At 66.6% G+C, this 16,196-nt stretch carries 16 protein-coding genes; all 16 read left to right on the top strand.

The features are described from left to right. Positions 1 to 137: 137 nt before the first annotated feature. The 16 genes from ndk to BM013_RS04005 all read left to right on the top strand — a co-directional run bounded on the left by ndk (position 138) and on the right by BM013_RS04005 (position 16,185). Positions 138 to 563 (top strand): nucleoside-diphosphate kinase, encoded by a 426-nt coding sequence (gene ndk / locus BM013_RS04080; protein ID WP_056521682.1) that lies wholly within the window; start codon positions 138 to 140, stop codon positions 561 to 563. Between the two features lie 21 nt (positions 564 to 584). Then, positions 585 to 1,733 carry a dual-specificity RNA methyltransferase RlmN gene (gene rlmN, locus BM013_RS04075; RefSeq protein ID WP_093123079.1) on the top strand — a complete coding sequence of 383 codons (1,149 nt, stop codon included), beginning with the start codon at positions 585 to 587 and terminating at the stop codon, positions 1,731 to 1,733. A gap of 4 nt (positions 1,734 to 1,737) precedes the next feature. Continuing rightward, the gene (gene pilW / locus BM013_RS04070; protein WP_093123076.1) at positions 1,738 to 2,592 is read left to right on the top strand and encodes a type IV pilus biogenesis/stability protein PilW; all 855 of its coding nucleotides are present in this window, start codon (positions 1,738 to 1,740) and stop codon (positions 2,590 to 2,592) included. Beyond that, positions 2,585 to 3,568 carry a helix-turn-helix domain-containing protein gene (locus BM013_RS04065; RefSeq protein ID WP_093123073.1) on the top strand — a complete coding sequence of 328 codons (984 nt, stop codon included), beginning with the start codon at positions 2,585 to 2,587 and terminating at the stop codon, positions 3,566 to 3,568. The genes pilW and BM013_RS04065 overlap by 8 nt, the downstream gene beginning before the upstream one ends. Further along, complete coding sequence (gene ispG, locus BM013_RS04060; protein WP_093123070.1) at positions 3,568 to 4,848, top strand: flavodoxin-dependent (E)-4-hydroxy-3-methylbut-2-enyl-diphosphate synthase; 1,281 nt, start codon at positions 3,568 to 3,570, stop codon at positions 4,846 to 4,848. Before BM013_RS04065 ends, ispG begins: the two co-directional genes overlap by 1 nt. A 15-nt stretch (positions 4,849 to 4,863) precedes the next feature. Further along, entirely contained in the window at positions 4,864 to 6,174 is a 1,311-nt protein-coding gene (hisS, locus tag BM013_RS04055) for a histidine--tRNA ligase (protein WP_093123067.1), read from the top strand. A gap of 6 nt (positions 6,175 to 6,180) precedes the next feature. Then, entirely contained in the window at positions 6,181 to 6,873 is a 693-nt protein-coding gene (locus BM013_RS04050) for a YfgM family protein (protein WP_093123065.1), read from the top strand. 7 nt (positions 6,874 to 6,880) lie between these two features. Then, on the top strand, positions 6,881 to 8,023 hold the full coding sequence (bamB, locus tag BM013_RS04045; RefSeq protein WP_093123062.1) for an outer membrane protein assembly factor BamB: 1,143 nt from the start codon (positions 6,881 to 6,883) through the stop codon (positions 8,021 to 8,023). Positions 8,024 to 8,080: 57 nt separating this feature from the next. Continuing rightward, entirely contained in the window at positions 8,081 to 9,424 is a 1,344-nt protein-coding gene (gene der, locus BM013_RS04040; protein ID WP_093123060.1) for a ribosome biogenesis GTPase Der, read from the top strand. Positions 9,425 to 9,596: 172 nt separating this feature from the next. Continuing rightward, on the top strand, positions 9,597 to 9,842 hold the full coding sequence (hfq, locus tag BM013_RS04035; protein ID WP_093123058.1) for an RNA chaperone Hfq: 246 nt from the start codon (positions 9,597 to 9,599) through the stop codon (positions 9,840 to 9,842). Between the two features lie 55 nt (positions 9,843 to 9,897). After that, the gene (gene hflX, locus BM013_RS04030) at positions 9,898 to 11,109 is read left to right on the top strand and encodes a GTPase HflX (RefSeq protein ID WP_093123056.1); all 1,212 of its coding nucleotides are present in this window, start codon (positions 9,898 to 9,900) and stop codon (positions 11,107 to 11,109) included. 32 nt (positions 11,110 to 11,141) lie between these two features. Continuing rightward, a complete protein-coding gene (gene hflK, locus BM013_RS04025; RefSeq protein WP_093123053.1) occupies positions 11,142 to 12,500 on the top strand; it encodes an FtsH protease activity modulator HflK in 1,359 nt (452 codons plus the stop codon). Between the two features lie 20 nt (positions 12,501 to 12,520). Further along, positions 12,521 to 13,420, top strand: a complete 900-nt coding sequence (gene hflC / locus BM013_RS04020) for a protease modulator HflC (RefSeq protein ID WP_093123050.1) — start codon at positions 12,521 to 12,523, stop codon at positions 13,418 to 13,420. A gap of 16 nt (positions 13,421 to 13,436) precedes the next feature. After that, positions 13,437 to 13,625 carry a DUF2065 domain-containing protein gene (locus BM013_RS04015; RefSeq protein WP_093123048.1) on the top strand — a complete coding sequence of 63 codons (189 nt, stop codon included), beginning with the start codon at positions 13,437 to 13,439 and terminating at the stop codon, positions 13,623 to 13,625. A gap of 44 nt (positions 13,626 to 13,669) precedes the next feature. Then, positions 13,670 to 14,830 carry an ATP phosphoribosyltransferase regulatory subunit gene (locus tag BM013_RS04010; protein ID WP_093123042.1) on the top strand — a complete coding sequence of 387 codons (1,161 nt, stop codon included), beginning with the start codon at positions 13,670 to 13,672 and terminating at the stop codon, positions 14,828 to 14,830. 23 nt (positions 14,831 to 14,853) lie between these two features. Beyond that, positions 14,854 to 16,185, top strand: coding sequence for an adenylosuccinate synthase (locus tag BM013_RS04005; protein WP_093123039.1), 1,332 nt, complete (start codon positions 14,854 to 14,856; stop codon positions 16,183 to 16,185). The last annotated feature ends 11 nt before the right edge of the window (positions 16,186 to 16,196 follow it).

The following is a 16,196-nucleotide window of genomic DNA, read 5'->3' as shown; positions in this document are numbered from 1 at the left end:
AGCGCGGCCTTTCGCGGGGTTTTCACCAATCCGCAAGGCCGCGCCGGTTAAAATCAGAGGCTTTGTCGACATGCGACGCAACAAGAGTGTTGCGGTTGTGACAAAACACTTCAAAATCAAGCTCCAGGAAGCACTCAATGGCTATCGAACGTACCCTCTCCATCATCAAGCCCGACGCAGTTGCCAAGAACGTGATCGGCAAGATCGTTTCCCGTTTTGAAGCCGCCGGCCTCAAGGTCGTGGCCGCCAAGCTGGTGCACCTGTCGCGCAACGAAGCCGAACAGTTCTACGCCGTGCACAAGGAACGTCCCTTCTTCAAGGACCTGGTCGAGTTCATGATCTCGGGCCCGGTGTTCGTGCAAGCGCTCGAAGGCGACAACGCCATCGCCAAGAACCGTGACCTGATGGGCGCGACCGATCCCAAGAAGGCAGCCGCCGGCACCATCCGCGCCGACTTCGCCGACAGCATCGACGCCAACGCCGTTCACGGTTCGGACGCTCCCGAAACCGCAGCGAACGAAATCGCTTTCTTCTTCGCCGGCCTCAACGTCTACGCACGCTGAAGCCGCATCTCGACCGATTCCATGACCACGGCCAATCTGCTCGAATTCGATCTCGAGGGGTTGGCTGCGTTCTGCGAAAAACTCGGCGAGAAGAAATTCCGCGCCACGCAGCTGTTCCGCTGGATCCACCAGCGTGGCGCCAGCGACTTCACCCAGATGACCGATCTGGCGAAGTCGCTTCGCGAGAAGCTCGCGACCACCGCGCGCGTGGAGGCCTTGCAGGTCCTCACGCAGCACGAATCCAAGGACGGCACGATCAAGTGGCTGTTCGACGTCGGTGACGGCAATGCCGTCGAAGCCGTATTCATTCCCGAGGACGACCGCGGCACGTTGTGCGTGTCGTCCCAAGCCGGCTGTGCGGTCGGTTGCCGCTTCTGCTCCACGGGGCACCAGGGCTTCAGCCGCAACCTCAGCACGGGCGAAATCGTCGCCCAGCTGTGGTTTGCCGAACACTTCCTTCGCAAGCACCTCAAGCGCAGCGAGCGCGTCATCTCCAACGTGGTGATGATGGGCATGGGCGAGCCGCTGCAGAACTACTCGGCGCTCGTGCCCGCGCTGCGCACCATGCTCGACGACAACGCCTACGGGCTGTCGCGCCGCCGCGTGACGGTGTCGACCTCCGGCGTGGTGCCCATGATCGACCGCCTGGGCACCGATTGCGCCGTGGCCATGGCCGTCTCGCTGCACGCGCCCAACGACGCGCTGCGCGACGACCTGGTGCCGCTCAACCGCAAGTACCCCATTGCCGAGCTGCTCGAGGCCTGCAAGCGCTACCTGGTGCATGCGCCGCGCGACTTCATCACCTTCGAGTACTGCATGCTCGACGGCGTCAACGACCAGCCCGAACACGCCCGCCAGCTCATCGAGCTGGTGCGCAAGCACGACGTGTCGTGCAAGTTCAACCTGATTCCGTTCAATCCGTTTCCGGCGTCGGGCCTGCTGCGCTCGCCGCAACCGCGCGTGCTGGCGTTCGCCAAGACGCTGAGCGAAGCCGGACTCGTGACCACCGTGCGCAAGACGCGCGGCGACGACATCGATGCCGCCTGCGGCCAGCTCGCCGGCGACGTCAAGGACCGCACCCGCGCGGCCGAACGCATGGCCCAGCGCCGCGCCACGGAGCGCCCCATCGTTTTGCATCCCGTTCGCAAGACCACCCCCCAGGAGCACTGAAACAATGAGCATGGCCTTTCCGATGACGACCGTGAATGCGCAGCGGCTGCTTGCCGTGGGCCTTGCCGGTGTCGCCGTGGCGTTACTGCTCTCGGGCTGCGTGAATACGCGGACCACCACCACCAGCCTTGCCGACAACAGCTCGAGCAAGGGCAATGAAATCGTGACCGAGTCCGACGAGAGTTCCCGCCAGCGCCGTGCGCGCCTGCGCATGGAGCTCGCTTCGGGCTACTTCGAGCAGGGCCAGACGACCGTGGCGCTCGACGAGATCAAGCAGGCGCTGGTCGCCGACCCGAACAACGCCGACGCCTACAACCTGCGCGGCCTGGTCTACATGCGGCTGGATGACGCCGGCATGGCCGAAGACAGCTTCCGCCGCGCCATCGCCATCAGTCCGCGCGACGCGAATGCACGCCACAACTACGGCTGGCTGCTGTGCCAGCAGAACCGTTTCGGCGACGCGGCCGCGCAGTTCAACGAAGCGCTTGCCGTGCCCAGCTACGCCGACCGCGCCAAGACGCTGATGACGCAGGGCGTGTGCGAGCTCAAGGCCGGCCAGCGGGTGCAGGCCGAGCGCAGCCTCATGCAGGCCTACGAGATCGACGCCGGCAACCCGGTGGTCGGCTTCAACCTGGCTTCGGTGCTGGCGCAGCGCGAAGAGTGGACGCGCGCGCAGTTCTACATTCGCCGGGTCAACAACAGCGCAGCGGCCAGTTCGGAAACGCTCTGGCTCGGCATCAGGGTCGAACGAAAGCTCAACAACCGCGAGGCCGCAGCGCAGTTGGGAGGCCAACTGCAACGACGTTTCCCCCAATCGCGGGAGGCATCAGCGTACGAGCGCGGGAATTTCAATGATTGATCGGGTTTCGGAGTTCGGCACTTCCGTGGCACAGCCGCTGGCGGAAGGCGACAACACGCACAAGACGGCCGGCGACCTGCTTCGCGAGGCACGCGAGGCCCATGGCCTGCACATCGAAATGGTGGCGGCCGCGCTGAAGGTGCCGCCGCAAAAACTGCTGGCGCTCGAGGCGGACGACATCGGGTCGCTGCCCGACCCGGTCTTTGCACGCGCGCTGGCCAGCAGCGTGTGCCGCGCGTTGCGCATCGACCCGGCGCCGGTGCTGGCGAAGCTGCCCACCACGCAGCGGGTGTCGTTGGCCGAAGCCGACCGCACGCTCAAGACCAATATCTCGTCGGGCACGCCGCGCTGGAGCAGCAACAGCAGCCGTTCGAGCGGCCTGCCGTCGCGCGCGCTGCTCACCGTCGTGTTGCTGCTGCTGATCGGCGCGGGCGCTTTGTTCTGGCTGCCTCAGTCGGTGTTCGACCAGATCGGCGCCACCGTGGCGCGTCTGACGGCGCACAGCGGCTCCGACAACACCAATTCGACCGGCGAAGCGCCGGCGGGCGGCTCCGCTGCGCCGAGCGCTCCCGGCACCGTTGCGGAAAGCGTTCCCGCGCAGATCGTGGCGCCGAGCGGGCCCGTGGGCGCTGCGGGTGCCGCTGCGCCCGCAACTGCACCCGGGGCCGTCGGCGCGGGCGCTGCCGCGGCGCCGCTGGCCGCAGCTTCTGCACCCGCGGCAGCCGCCGCGAACAGCAGCCAGCAACTCGTCTTCGTGGCACGCGAGGAATGCTGGGTCACCGTGAGCGAAGCCGGCGGCAAGCAACTGCTTCGCCGCAGCCTCAAGGCCGGCGAGACGCTCGGCCTGTCGGGCACGTTGCCGCTCTCGGTCGTGATCGGCCGCGCGTCGAGCGTCGATGTGCAGGTTCGCGGCCAGCCGTTCGACCTGAAGCCCGTCACCAAGGGCGGTGGCGTGGCGCGTTTCGAGGTGAAGTGATGACCAACGAGAGCCTTCCCGTGCCCATCGAATCGGCCGCGCCCAAGGCGCGCCGCTCGCGCCAGGCCAACGTGGTCTGGGGCCCGCGCGTGGTCACGGTGGGTGGCGACGCGCCGGTGCGCGTGCAGTCCATGACCAACACCGACACGGTCGATGCCATCGGCACCGCCATCCAGGTGAAGGAACTGGCCATTGCCGGCTCGGAAATGGTCCGCATCACGGTCAACACGCCGGAGGCCGCCGCGCAGGTGCCCTACATCCGCGAGCAGCTCGACCGCATGGGCATCGACGTGCCGCTGGTCGGCGACTTCCACTACAACGGCCACCGCCTGCTCACCGATTTCCCGGCCTGCGCCGAGGCGCTGAGCAAGTACCGCATCAACCCCGGCAACGTGGGCAAGGGCGACAAGAAGGACAAGCAGTTCGGCCAGATGATCGAGGCGGCCATGCGCTGGAACAAGCCGGTGCGCATCGGCGTGAACTGGGGCAGCCTCGACCAGGAGCTGCTCGCCAGCCTGATGGACGTCAACAGTGGGCGCGCCCAGCCCTGGGACGCCAAGCAGGTGATGTACGAGGCGCTCATCACCTCGGCCATCGAGTCCGCCAAACTGGCCGAGTCGATGGGCATGGACGGCAACCAGATCATCCTGTCGTGCAAGGTGAGCGGCGTGCAGGACCTGATCTCGGTCTACCGCGAACTGGCCCGCCGCTGCGACTACGCGCTGCACCTGGGCCTGACCGAAGCCGGCATGGCCACCAAGGGCACGGTGGCGTCGGCCACGGCGCTGTCGATCCTGCTGCAGGAGGGCATCGGCGACACCATTCGCGTGTCGCTCACGCCGCAGCCGGGCGAGTCGCGCACGCAGGAGGTGGTCATCGCCTCAGAGATCCTGCAGGCGCTGGGCCTGCGCGTGTTCGTGCCGAGCGTCACCGCCTGCCCGGGCTGCGGCCGCACCACCAGCACCACCTTCCAGGAACTGGCCAAGCAGATCGACGACTACCTGCGCATGCAGATGCCGGTCTGGCGCAAGAAATACCCCGGCGTCGAGACGATGAAGGTGGCCGTCATGGGCTGCATCGTCAACGGCCCCGGCGAGAGCAAGCATGCCGACATCGGCATCAGCCTGCCCGGCACCGGCGAATCGCCTGCCGCGCCGGTCTTCATCGACGGCGAAAAGGCCCTCACGCTGCGCGGCGACAATATCGCCAACGAGTTCCACCAGCTCGTCGAAACCTACATCGAAAAGCGCTTCGGCGGCGAACACGCTGTCGCGGCCTGACACCTCCGCAGATCCATGGCTGAAAAATTGAATGCCGTCAAAGGCATGAACGACATATTGCCGCCCGAATCGGCGCGCTGGGAGTGGCTCGAGGCCACCGTGCGCGACCTGATGGGGCGCTTCGCGTACCGCAACGTCCGCACGCCCATCCTGGAGCACACGGCGCTCTTCGTGCGTGGCATCGGCGAGGTGACCGACATCGTCGAGAAGGAGATGTACTCCTTCCAGGACCGCTCGGACAAGTACGGTGACAACGACCACTTGACGTTGCGGCCCGAGAACACGGCCGGCCTCGTGCGTGCAGTGATCGAGCACAACATGCTGTACGACGGCGGCAAGCGCCTCTGGTACACGGGCCCGATGTTCCGTCGCGAGAAGCCGCAGCGCGGACGCTTCCGCCAGTTCCACCAGATCGGTGCCGAGGCGCTGGGCTTTGCCGGTCCCGACGTCGACGCCGAACTGATCCTGCTGGCCAACGCGCTCTGGAAGACCATCGGCCTGACCGACGTGCGCCTCGAACTCAACAGCCTGGGCCAGCCCGCCGAGCGGGCGCTGCACCGCGCCGAGCTCATCGCGCACTTCGAGAAGCACGCCGACAAGCTCGACGAGGACGGCAAGCGCCGCCTGCACAGCAACCCGCTGCGCATCCTCGACACGAAGAACCCGGCCATGAAGGACGTGGTCGAGTCGGCGCCGAAGCTGATCGACTTCCTCGGTGCCGAGTCGCTCGCGCACTTCGAAGGGCTGCAGGCCATCCTCAAGGCCAACAACGTCGCCTACACGATCAATCCGCGTCTGGTGCGCGGGTTGGACTACTACAACCTCTCGGTGTTCGAGTTCGTGACCGACCGCCTGGGCTCGCAGGGCACGGTGTGCGCAGGGGGCCGCTACGACGACCTGATCGCGCAGATCGGCGGCAAGCCCGCTCCGGCCGTGGGTTGGGCCATGGGCGTGGAGCGTGTGCTCGACCTGATGAAAGAGCAGGGCACCGACATTCCATTGCCGACACCCGATGTCTATGCCGTCGTGCCCGACGCCGCTGCCATGCCCGTGGTGCTGCGCACGCTGCAGGAGTTGCGCGACGCTGGCGTGCGAGTGCAGATGCATGCGGCCACCGCGGACGGGCTCGGCAGCTTCAAGTCGCAATTCAAGCGGGCCGACAACAGCGGCGCCACGTTCGCTCTGATCTTCGGCGCCGATGAACTTGCGCGCGGCGAAGTGACTCTCAAGGCCCTGCGCGACGCCAACGTCCCGCAGACCGCACGGCCTCTCGCAGAAGTGGCCGCCTGGGCCGCCACCCTACAATCGCCGGCTCCCAACACCTGACAGCGCATGGCAACCCATCTCGACCTCGAAGAACAGGAACAGCTCGACCAGCTCAAGCATTTCTGGAACACCTACGGCACCCTGATCACCTGGGTCGTGCTGCTTGTCGCCGGCGCCTTCGTGGCCTGGAACGGCTGGCAGTACTACCAGCGCAGCCAGGCAGCCCAGGCAGCGGCCCTTTACGACGAGGTCGAACGCAGCACGCAGTCCGGCGACGTCGAGCGCATCCAGCGTGTGATGGGCGACATGAAGGAGCGCTTCGCCCGCACCACCTACGCGCAACAGGCCGGCCTGCTGGTCGCCAAGACGCTGTATGAAAAGGGCAATGCCGACGGCTCGCGCGCCGCGCTCACGTGGGTGGCGCAAAGTGCCGTCGACCCGGGGTACCAGGCGGTCGCGAAGCTGCGCCTCTCGGCCGAACTGCTCGAGAGCAAGTCTTATGACGACGCGCTCAAACAGCTCGACGGCAGCGTGCCCAAGGAATTCGAACCGCTGGTGGCCGACCGCAAGGGCGACATCTACCTGGCCCAGGGCAAGCGCGCCGAAGCGCAGGCCGAATACCGCAAGGCCTGGACCGGCCTCGGCGCCACCTCCGACTACCGCCGCCTGATCGAGATCAAGCTCAACGCGGTCGGCGTCGACCCGAAGAGCCTGGCGCCTGTCGTCACCGTCACACCCGCAGCCCCCAAAACTCCCTGACCGCATCATGAATTTCAAGCGTCTCATGCCTGAATCGACCGCCCTGCGTGCGGGATCAGCTCTTGTTTTGGTCGCGTTGCTTGCCGCCTGCTCTGGCAGCGGCAAGCCGAAGCCCGAAGAACTCGCGGCCAACCCGTCCTTGCTCGGCGTGCGCCAAGCCTGGACCGTGCGCATTCCCGATGTCAAGTTCCCGCTCACCACCGACGTCAGCGGCGACACGGTCACCGTGGCCGGCAGCGACGGCACGGTGGTGGCCATCGACGCCCGCGCCGGCCGTGAAACCTGGCGCGTCAGCGCCGGCGCTCCGCTGGCGGCAGGTGTAGGCAGCGACGGCTCCATGGCCGCCGTCGTCACCACCAACAACGAACTGGTCGCGATCGAGAAGGGCAAGGTCCTGTGGAAGCAGAAGCTGTCCGCGCAAGCCTTCACCGCACCGCTGGTGGCGGGCCGCCGCGTGTTCGTGCAGACCGCCGACCGCAGCATCAGCGCATGGGACGGCCAGAGCGGCCGCCGCCTCTGGATCCAGCAGCGCACGGGTGAAAACCTGGTGCTGCGCAAGTCGGGCGTGCTGCTCGCCGTGGGCGACACGCTGGTAGCCGGCATCGGCGGCCGGCTGGTCGGCATCAATCCGGCCAATGGCACGTCGCGCTGGGAGTCTCCCATTGCGGCACCGCGCGGCACCAACGATGTCGAACGCCTGGTCGACCTGACCGGCAGCGTGAGCCGCTTCGGCGACACGCTCTGCGCCCGTGCGTACTACGCCAGCGTGGGCTGCGTCGAAACCGTTCGCGGTTCGCTGGTCTGGAGCAAGCCCGCTTCGGGCGCCGACGGCGTCAGTGGCGACGAGCGCTTCGTCTATGGCACCGAGTCCGACGGCAGCGTCACCGCATGGCGCCGCGCCGACGGCGAACGCGCCTGGCAGATGAGCCGCCTGAAGAACCGCAACCTGACCGCGCCGCTGGCCGTGGGCCGCTCGCTGGTCATCGGCGAGGACACCGGCACGCTGCACTTCGTGTCGCGCGAAGACGGTGCGCTGCTCAACCGCGTCGCGCCCGATGGCTCGGCGATCACCGTCACGCCGGTGCTGGCGGGCAACACCGTCGTTGTCGTGACCGCCAAGGGTGGTGTGTTTGGCTACCGTCCTGAATAATTCTTTCTTTTTCCTCCAAGGCCCGACCATGAAAACCGTGCCATCGAAAGGCCGGCCATGAAGCCGGTCGTGGCCCTGGTCGGGCGGCCCAACGTCGGCAAGTCGACGCTCTTCAACCGCCTGACCCAGACGCGTGACGCCATCGTCGCGGACTTTGCCGGACTCACCCGCGACCGCCACTACGGCAACGGCCGCCTGGGCAAGCACGAGTTCATCGTCATCGACACCGGCGGCTTCGAGCCCGACGCGGGCAGCGGCATCTACAAGGAGATGGCCAAGCAGACGCGCCAGGCCGTGGCCGAGGCCGATGTGGTGATCTTCGTGGTCGACGCCCGCGAGGGCCTGTCGGCGCAGGACCATGACATCGCCAACGAGCTGCGCCGTCTGGGCAAGCCCTGCGTGCTGGCGGCCAACAAGGCCGAAGGCATGCACGACGGCACCAAGCTCGTGGACTTCTACGAACTCGGCTTCGGCGACGTGCACGGCGTGTCGGCGGCGCACGGGCAGGGCATGCGTGACCTGGTCGAGCTCGCGCTCGCCCCGCTGAACCTGCCCGACCCCGACGACGAGGCCGAAGAAGACGACGTCAACAAGCCGATCAAGCTGGCCGTGGCCGGCCGCCCCAACGTGGGCAAGTCGACGCTGATCAACACCTGGCTGGGTGAAGAGCGCCTCGTGGCCTTCGACATGCCGGGCACCACGCGCGACGCCATCTCGGTGCCGTTCGAGCGCAACGGGCAACGTTTCGAGCTGATCGACACGGCCGGGTTGCGCCGCAAGGGCAAGGTGTTCGAGGCGATCGAGAAGTTCTCGGTGGTCAAGACGCTGCAGGCCATCGAGTCGGCCAACGTCGTGCTGCTGCTGCTGGACGCCACGCAGGGCGTGACCGACCAGGACGCGCACATTGCGGGCTACATCCTCGAAAGCGGACGGGCCGTGGTGATCGCCATCAACAAGTGGGACGCGGTCGACAGCTACCAGCGCGAACAGATCCAGCGCCAGATCGAGACCCGGCTGCCGTTCCTGAAGTTCGCGGCGCTGCATTTCATCTCGGCCATCAAGCGCCAGGGCCTGGGCCCCGTGTGGCAGGCGATTGCGCAGGCCCACAAGTCGGCCACGCGCAAGATGTCGACGCCAGTGCTGACCCGGCTGCTGCTGGAGGCAGTGCAGTTCCAGGCGCCCAAGCGCGGTGGCATGTACCGGCCCAAGCTGCGCTACGCGCACCAGGGCGGCATGAACCCGCCGGTGATCGTGATCCACGGCAATTCGCTGGAGCACGTGACCGAGGCGTACAAGCGCTTCCTCGAAGGGCGCTTCCGCAAGGAGTTCGACCTGGTGGGCACGCCGTTGCGCATCCAGTTCAAGAGCTCCGCGAATCCGTTCGCCGACAAGGACGACTGAGGGCAGGGCGGGTCTTGGCTGCCGATGGCGGCTGTTGACTTGCTCCTGTCATGGAAGTTCCGTCTTTTGAGAGCCGTTATTTTCTCAAGGCTTTTGACCCCGGTTGCTGCAGCGCGGAAACCCTGTGTTAAGGTCATCTCTCCAACAACTACTCTTGAACACGGAGAATATCGTGAGCAATAAAGGGCAACTTCTGCAAGACCCGTTTCTGAACACCTTGCGTCGCGAGCATGTGCCGGTTTCCATTTATTTGGTGAACGGTATCAAGCTGCAAGGCCAGATCGAGTCTTTTGACCAGTACGTCGTGTTGCTTCGCAACACGGTGACACAAATGGTCTACAAGCACGCCATTTCCACCATCGTGCCGGGTCGCGCCGTCAACTTCTCGGCTGCCGAGAACGACGACACCGCCGCCTGATCGCGCGGAGCGCGGCGGCCCCGGCTGCCGCGCTTTTTCCCTATTCTGATCCCGCTTGTCTGAACTGATCCCCCGCCAGGAAGGCGCCGCCGTTCTCGTCGGCGTAGATTTCGGGCTGCCCCATTTCGACAACGAACTCGAGGAACTCGGCCTGCTCGCGCAGACCGCGGGCCTGACGCCCGTCGCCCGGCTTGCGTGCAAGCGCAAGGCGCCCGACGCGGCACTGTTCGTTGGCAGTGGCAAGGCCGAAGAAATCAAGGAACTGGCTGCCCTGTACAGGGCGAGCGAAGTCATCTTCGACCAGTCCCTGAGCCCCGCGCAGCAGCGCAACCTCGAGCGCCAGCTCGACGTCGCCGTCTACGACCGCACCTTTCTCATCCTCGAGATCTTTGCCCAGCGCGCGCGTTCGCACGAAGGCAAGCTGCAGGTCGAGCTCGCTCGCCTGCAGTACCTCAGCACGCGGCTGGTCCGCCGCTGGTCGCACCTGGAGCGCCAGACCGGCGGTGCAGGTGTGCGCGGCGGCCCGGGCGAGAAGCAGATCGAGCTCGACCGCCGGATGATCAACGAGTCGATCAAGCGCACGCGCGAACGGCTTGCCAAGGTGCAGAAGCAGCGCGGCACGCAACGCCGCCAGCGCGAGCGCCGCGAGACCTTCAACATCTCGCTGGTGGGCTACACCAATGCGGGCAAGTCGTCGCTGTTCAACGCCATGGTCAAGGCCCGCGCGTATGCGGCCGACCAGCTGTTCGCCACGCTCGACACCACCACGCGCAACCTCTACCTGGGCGACGCGCGGCGGCAGGTGTCCATCTCCGACACGGTCGGTTTCATCCGCGATCTGCCGCACGGGCTGGTCGACGCCTTCAAGGCCACGCTGCAGGAGGCGGTCGATGCCGACTTGCTGCTGCACGTGATCGACGCCTCCAACCCCCACTACCCCGAGCAGATGGCCGAGGTGCAGTCGGTGCTGCGCGACATCGGCGCCGAGGCCGTGCCGCAGTTGTTGGTGTTCAACAAGCTCGACGCTCTTGAAAGCACGCAACGTCCGCTGCATCTGCAGGACGAGATGGAAATCGACGGCGTGCAGGTTCCCCGTATCTTCCTCAGCGCCAAGAGCGGCGAGGGAGTGCCGTTGCTGCGCGCGGAGCTCGCCCGGCAGTCGGGCTCCGTAGCCGATACGATGACCCCTGAGGCAGACGCTGAATTGCACGATGCCGCCGATGGATTGGGCACAATCCCGCCACTGACAAGAGAACGAAGCGAATGAATTCAAAGCCAGCGCGGAGAGGGTTTCTGGGCATGTTCAATCTGAACGACGGCCGATGGGGTCGCGGCGACGAGCCGTCCTCCAACGGCGACCGCCCGGCCGGCAACCGGCCACCCGACGCCAATCCTCCAGGCGCACCGACACCCCCGCCCTCGGGCAACAACAACGACAACCGCCCCCGCGGCCAAGGCCCCAACCAGGGTCCTCCCGACCTCGATGAACTCTGGCGCGACCTCAATCGCAAGCTCGGCGGTTTCTTCGGCGGCAAGGGTGGCGGCAACCGTCCCAACGGCGGAAGCAGCGGCGGCGGCAACGGCTACAGACCCGACATGAAAAACGCAGGATTCGGCCTCGGCCTCGTGGCTGCCGTGGCGATCCTCATCTGGCTCGGCACCGGTTTCTTCATCGTGAATGAAGGCCAGCAGGCCGTGGTCACGCAATTCGGCCGTTACAAGACGACCGTGGGCGCCGGTTTCAACTGGCGCCTGCCGTACCCCATTCAGCGCCACGAGCTGGTGGTGGTCACGCAGATCCGCTCCACCGACGTGGGCCGTGACGCCATCGTGCGTTCCACTGGCCTGCGCGAGTCGGCCATGCTGACCGAAGACGAGAACATCGTCGAGATCAAGTTCGCCGTGCAGTACCGCCTGAGCGATGCGCGCGCCTGGCTCTACGAGAGCAAGTCGCCCGCCGAGACGGTGGTGCAGGTGGCCGAGACCTCGGTGCGCGAGGTCGTGGGCAAGATGAAGATGGACGCCGCGCTCGCTGAAGAGCGCGACCAGATCGCACCGCGCGTGCGCACGCTGATGCAGACCATCCTGGACCGCTACAAGATCGGCGTCGAAGTCGTGGGCATCAACCTGCAGCAGGGCGGCGTGCGTCCGCCCGAGCAGGTGCAGGCCGCGTTCGACGACGTGCTCAAGGCCGGCCAGGAACGCGAGCGCACCAAGAACGATGCGCAGGCCTACGCCAACAACGTGGTGCCGCTGGCCACCGGTACGGCGTCGCGCCTGAAGGAAGAGTCCGAGGCCTACAAGGCGCGGATCGTCGCCCAGGCACAAGGTGATGCCGGCCGTTTCGCCGCGGTGCTCGCCGAGTACCAGAAGGCGCCGCAGGTCACGCGTGACCGCATGTACACCGACGCCATGCAGCAGATCTACGCCAGCACCACCAAGGTGCTGGTCGACAGCAAGCAGGGCTCCAACCTGCTGTACCTGCCGCTGGACAAGCTCATGCAGGCAACCGGCAACAACGCGGCCACGCCGGTCGACGCAGCCAGCCCGAGCGTTGCCGGCACCGCGCCGGCCCAGTCCTCGGTGATCCCGGTGGCGCCCACGACCAGCGACGTGCGTGCACGCGACGGCCGTTCGCGCGACCGCGACGTGCGTTGATGAAAAAGGCCTAGAAGAACATGAACAGAATCGGATTCATCGCCTCGTCGATCCTCGTCTTGCTCGTGCTGTTGAGCTCGACCCTCTTCGTGGTCGACCAGCGCCAGTTCGGCGTGGTCTATGCCCTCGGCCAGATCAAGCAGGTCATCACCGAGCCCGGCCTGAACTTCAAGCTGCCGCCGCCGTTCCAGAACGTGTCGTACATCGACAAGCGCCTGCTGACGCTCTCGAGCGTCGACACCGAGCCGATGCTCACCGCCGAAAAGCAGCGCGTGGTCATCGACTGGTACGTGCGCTGGCGCATCAGCGACCCGCAGGCCTACATCCGCAACGTCGGCCTCGATGAGAACGCCGGTGCCATGCAGCTCAACCGCGTGGTGCGCAATGCGTTCCAGGAAAACATCAACAAGCGCACCGTGCGCGACCTGATCTCGGTGCGCCGCGAAGCCCTGATGGCCGACGTGCAGCGCGAAGTGCTGTCGGTGGTGAAGGGTGCCAAGCCCTGGGGCGTGGACGTCGTCGACGTGCGCATCACCCGCGTCGACTACGTCGAGGCGATCACCGAATCGGTCTACCGCCGCATGGAAGCCGAGCGCAAGCGCGTGGCCAACGAACTGCGCTCGACCGGTACCGCCGAAGGTGAAAAGATCCGCGCCGACGCCGACCGCCAGCGCGAAGTGATCGTGGCGAATGCCTACCGCGACGCGCAGAAGATCAAGGGCGAGGGCGATGCCCAGGCCGCCGCCGCGTATTCCGAGTCGTTCGGCCGCGATCCGCAGTTCGCCCAGTTCTATCGCAGCCTCGAGGCCTACAAGCAGAGCTTCAACAAGAAGAGCGACGTGATGGTGCTCGACCCGTCGTCGGACTTCTTCCGCGCCATGCAGGGCTCGGGATCGAACACCAGCGCGCCTCGCCGCTGATTCGTCTTCCGGAGCCGTGAGCGCCGACACCTTCTGGAGCGCCTTGGCGCTCGTCCTGGTCATCGAAGGCATCCTGCCTTTCGTCTCGCCAGGAGGGTGGCGGCGCGGCTTCGGGCAGCTCATGCAGTTGCGCGACGGCCAGCTCCGTTTCTTTGGACTTTGCAGCATCCTGCTGGGTTTGGCACTGCTCTGGATCTTGGGGTAGCGCGGTCCCGGTAGAATCCCGGTTTAACCACGCCCCCGATCCCCATGTCCGCCTGGGTCCTCCCGGATCACATTGCCGATGTGCTGCCTTCCGAGGCGCGCCACATCGAAGAACTTCGACGCCAGCTGCTCGATACCGCCCGTGGCTATGGCTACGAGCTGGTGATGCCGCCGCTGCTCGAGCACCTCGAGTCGTTGCTTTCGGGCACCGGCGAGGCACTCGACCTCCAAACCTTCAAGCTCGTCGACCAGCTCTCCGGCCGCAGCATGGGCCTTCGTGCCGACACCACCCCCCAGGTGGCGCGCATCGATGCCCACCTGCTCAACCGCGACGGCGTGGCCCGCCTGTGCTACTGCGGCCCGGTGCTTCACACCCGGCCCGACCGGCCGCACGCCACGCGCGAGCCGCTGCAGTTCGGCGCCGAGATCTACGGCCATGCCGGCCTCGAGGCCGACACCGAAACCCTGCTGTTGGCGCTCGACTGCCTCCAGGCCGCCGGCCTGGAAGAGGGCGTGATCGTCGACCTGGCCGATGCCCGCATCGTGCGTGCCCTGTTCGCCGACGTGCCGATCGACGCCGCCGGGCTGGCCCGTGTGCATGCCGCGCTGGCCGCCAAGGATGCGAGCGAGCTCGACGCGCTCACCAAGGACTTTCCTGCCGCCTCCCGTGACGGGTTGCGCGCGCTGGTCGGGCTGTACGGCGACGCGTCGGTGCTCGACGAGGCCGCCAAGGCGCTCAAGGGCACGCCCGCCGTGGCCGCGGCGCTGGCCGACCTGAAGCAGCTGGCCGCCGGCCTGCAGGGCGTGCCGGGCCGCCAGATCAGCTTCGACCTGGCCGACCTGCGCGGCTACGCCTACTACAGCGGCATGCGCTTCGGCATCTACGTGCCCGGCGCGGCCGATTCGCTGGTGCGCGGCGGCCGCTACGACGAGGTGGGGGCCGTGTTCGGCCGCAACCGCCCGGCCGTCGGCTTCAGCCTGGACGTGCGCGAGCTGGTCGGCGTGCTGCCGGCCCGCCCGCTGCGCGCCGCCATCCGCGCGCCCTGGAGCGACGCGGCGGGGCTGCGTCAGGCAATTGCCCAATTGCGCAAGGCCGGCGAAACGGTAGTCTGCGTGCTGCCGGGCCATGGCAGCGAAATCGATGAATTCCATTGCGACCGCGAGCTCGTCGAGCAAGCGGGCCAGTGGAATGTCCGAGCGATCTGAATTTTTGAAGTAATGGAACGAGCATGAGCGTAACCACCGGAAGAAACGTGGTCGTCGTCGGTACCCAGTGGGGCGACGAAGGCAAAGGCAAGCTGGTCGACTGGCTGACGGAAAGCGCCCAGGGCGTGGTCCGTTTCCAGGGCGGCCACAACGCGGGCCACACGCTGGTCATCAACGGCGTGAAAACCGCGTTGCACCTGATCCCGAGCGGCATCATGCGCCCCGGCGTCAAGTGCTACATCGGCAACGGCGTGGTGCTGTCCGCCGCCAAGCTGTTCGAGGAAATCGAAGGGCTGGAGAAGGCCGGCGTGGAAGTGCTTTCGCGCCTGCGCATCAGCGAGGCCTGCCCGCTGATCCTGCCGTTCCACGCCGCGCTGGACATCGCCCGCGAGGCCTACCGCGAAAAGGGTGGCATCGAGAAGATCGGCACCACCGGCCGCGGCATCGGCCCGGCCTACGAAGACAAGATCGCCCGCCGCGCGCTGCGCGTGCAGGACCTGAAGCACCCCGAGCGCTTTGCGGCCAAGCTGCGCGTGCTGCTCGACCTGCACAACCACGTGCTGACGCAGGTGCTGAACGCGCCGGCCATCGACTACGACGAAGTCTTCGACGAAGCGATGAAGCATGCCGAGCTGCTCAAGCCCATGATGGCCGACGTTTCGCGCGAGCTGAACGACGCCCACAGGAACGGCGCCAACCTGCTGTTCGAAGGCGCGCAGGGCACGCTGCTCGACGTGGACCACGGCACCTACCCGTACGTCACCTCCAGCAACTGCGTGGCCGGCAATGCCGCCGCCGGTTCGGGCGTGGGCCCGGGCATGCTGCATTACATCCTGGGCATCACCAAGGCCTACTGCACGCGCGTGGGCGGCGGTCCGTTCCCGACCGAGCTCGAGTGGGAAAAGCCAGGCACCCCCGGCTACCACATGAGCACCGTGGGCGCCGAAAAGGGCGTGACCACCGGCCGCAGCCGCCGTTGCGGCTGGTTCGACGCCGCGCTGCTCAAGCGCTCGGCGCAGGTCAACGGCCTGTCGGGCCTGTGCATCACCAAGCTCGACGTGCTGGACGGCCTCGAGACGCTCGAGCTGTGCACCGGCTACGAGCTCGACGGCGAGATCACCGACATCCTGCCGATGGGCGCGGACGAGATCGAGCGCTGCACGCCGATCTACGAAACCCTCGAAGGCTGGACCGAAAGCACCGTGGGCGTGACGCAATACGAGAAGCTGCCGGTCAACGCGCGCCTGTACCTGCAGCGCATCGAACAGGTCACCGGCGTGCCGATCCACATGGTGTCGACCAGCCCCGACCGCGATCACACGATCATGATGCGCCACCCCTACCTGGCCGACTGAAGAGGAAAAGA

It is taken from the genome of Variovorax sp. OK605 (genome assembly GCF_900115445.1).
Lineage (GTDB): Bacteria > Pseudomonadota > Gammaproteobacteria > Burkholderiales > Burkholderiaceae_C > Variovorax.
Note: the sequence above shows the minus strand (reverse complement) of the source record. Positions and strands in the feature narration are given on the sequence as shown.

What these genes read in the sequence shown, in the direction of transcription:
- ispG (WP_093123070.1), top strand. Translation starts at nt 3,568, where the DNA reads ATGACCAACGAGAGCCTTCCCGTGCCCATCGAATCGGCCGCGCCCAAG.
- BM013_RS04005 (WP_093123039.1), top strand. Translation starts at nt 14,854, where the DNA reads ATGAGCGTAACCACCGGAAGAAACGTGGTCGTCGTCGGTACCCAGTGG.
- ndk (WP_056521682.1), top strand. Translation starts at nt 138, where the DNA reads ATGGCTATCGAACGTACCCTCTCCATCATCAAGCCCGACGCAGTTGCC.
- hisS (WP_093123067.1), top strand. Translation starts at nt 4,864, where the DNA reads ATGGCTGAAAAATTGAATGCCGTCAAAGGCATGAACGACATATTGCCG.
- bamB (WP_093123062.1), top strand. Translation starts at nt 6,881, where the DNA reads ATGAATTTCAAGCGTCTCATGCCTGAATCGACCGCCCTGCGTGCGGGA.
- BM013_RS04065 (WP_093123073.1), top strand. Translation starts at nt 2,585, where the DNA reads ATGATTGATCGGGTTTCGGAGTTCGGCACTTCCGTGGCACAGCCGCTG.
- hflC (WP_093123050.1), top strand. Translation starts at nt 12,521, where the DNA reads ATGAACAGAATCGGATTCATCGCCTCGTCGATCCTCGTCTTGCTCGTG.
- BM013_RS04050 (WP_093123065.1), top strand. Translation starts at nt 6,181, where the DNA reads ATGGCAACCCATCTCGACCTCGAAGAACAGGAACAGCTCGACCAGCTC.
- rlmN (WP_093123079.1), top strand. Translation starts at nt 585, where the DNA reads ATGACCACGGCCAATCTGCTCGAATTCGATCTCGAGGGGTTGGCTGCG.
- hflK (WP_093123053.1), top strand. Translation starts at nt 11,142, where the DNA reads ATGTTCAATCTGAACGACGGCCGATGGGGTCGCGGCGACGAGCCGTCC.
- BM013_RS04010 (WP_093123042.1), top strand. Translation starts at nt 13,670, where the DNA reads ATGTCCGCCTGGGTCCTCCCGGATCACATTGCCGATGTGCTGCCTTCC.
- pilW (WP_093123076.1), top strand. Translation starts at nt 1,738, where the DNA reads ATGAGCATGGCCTTTCCGATGACGACCGTGAATGCGCAGCGGCTGCTT.
- der (WP_093123060.1), top strand. Translation starts at nt 8,081, where the DNA reads ATGAAGCCGGTCGTGGCCCTGGTCGGGCGGCCCAACGTCGGCAAGTCG.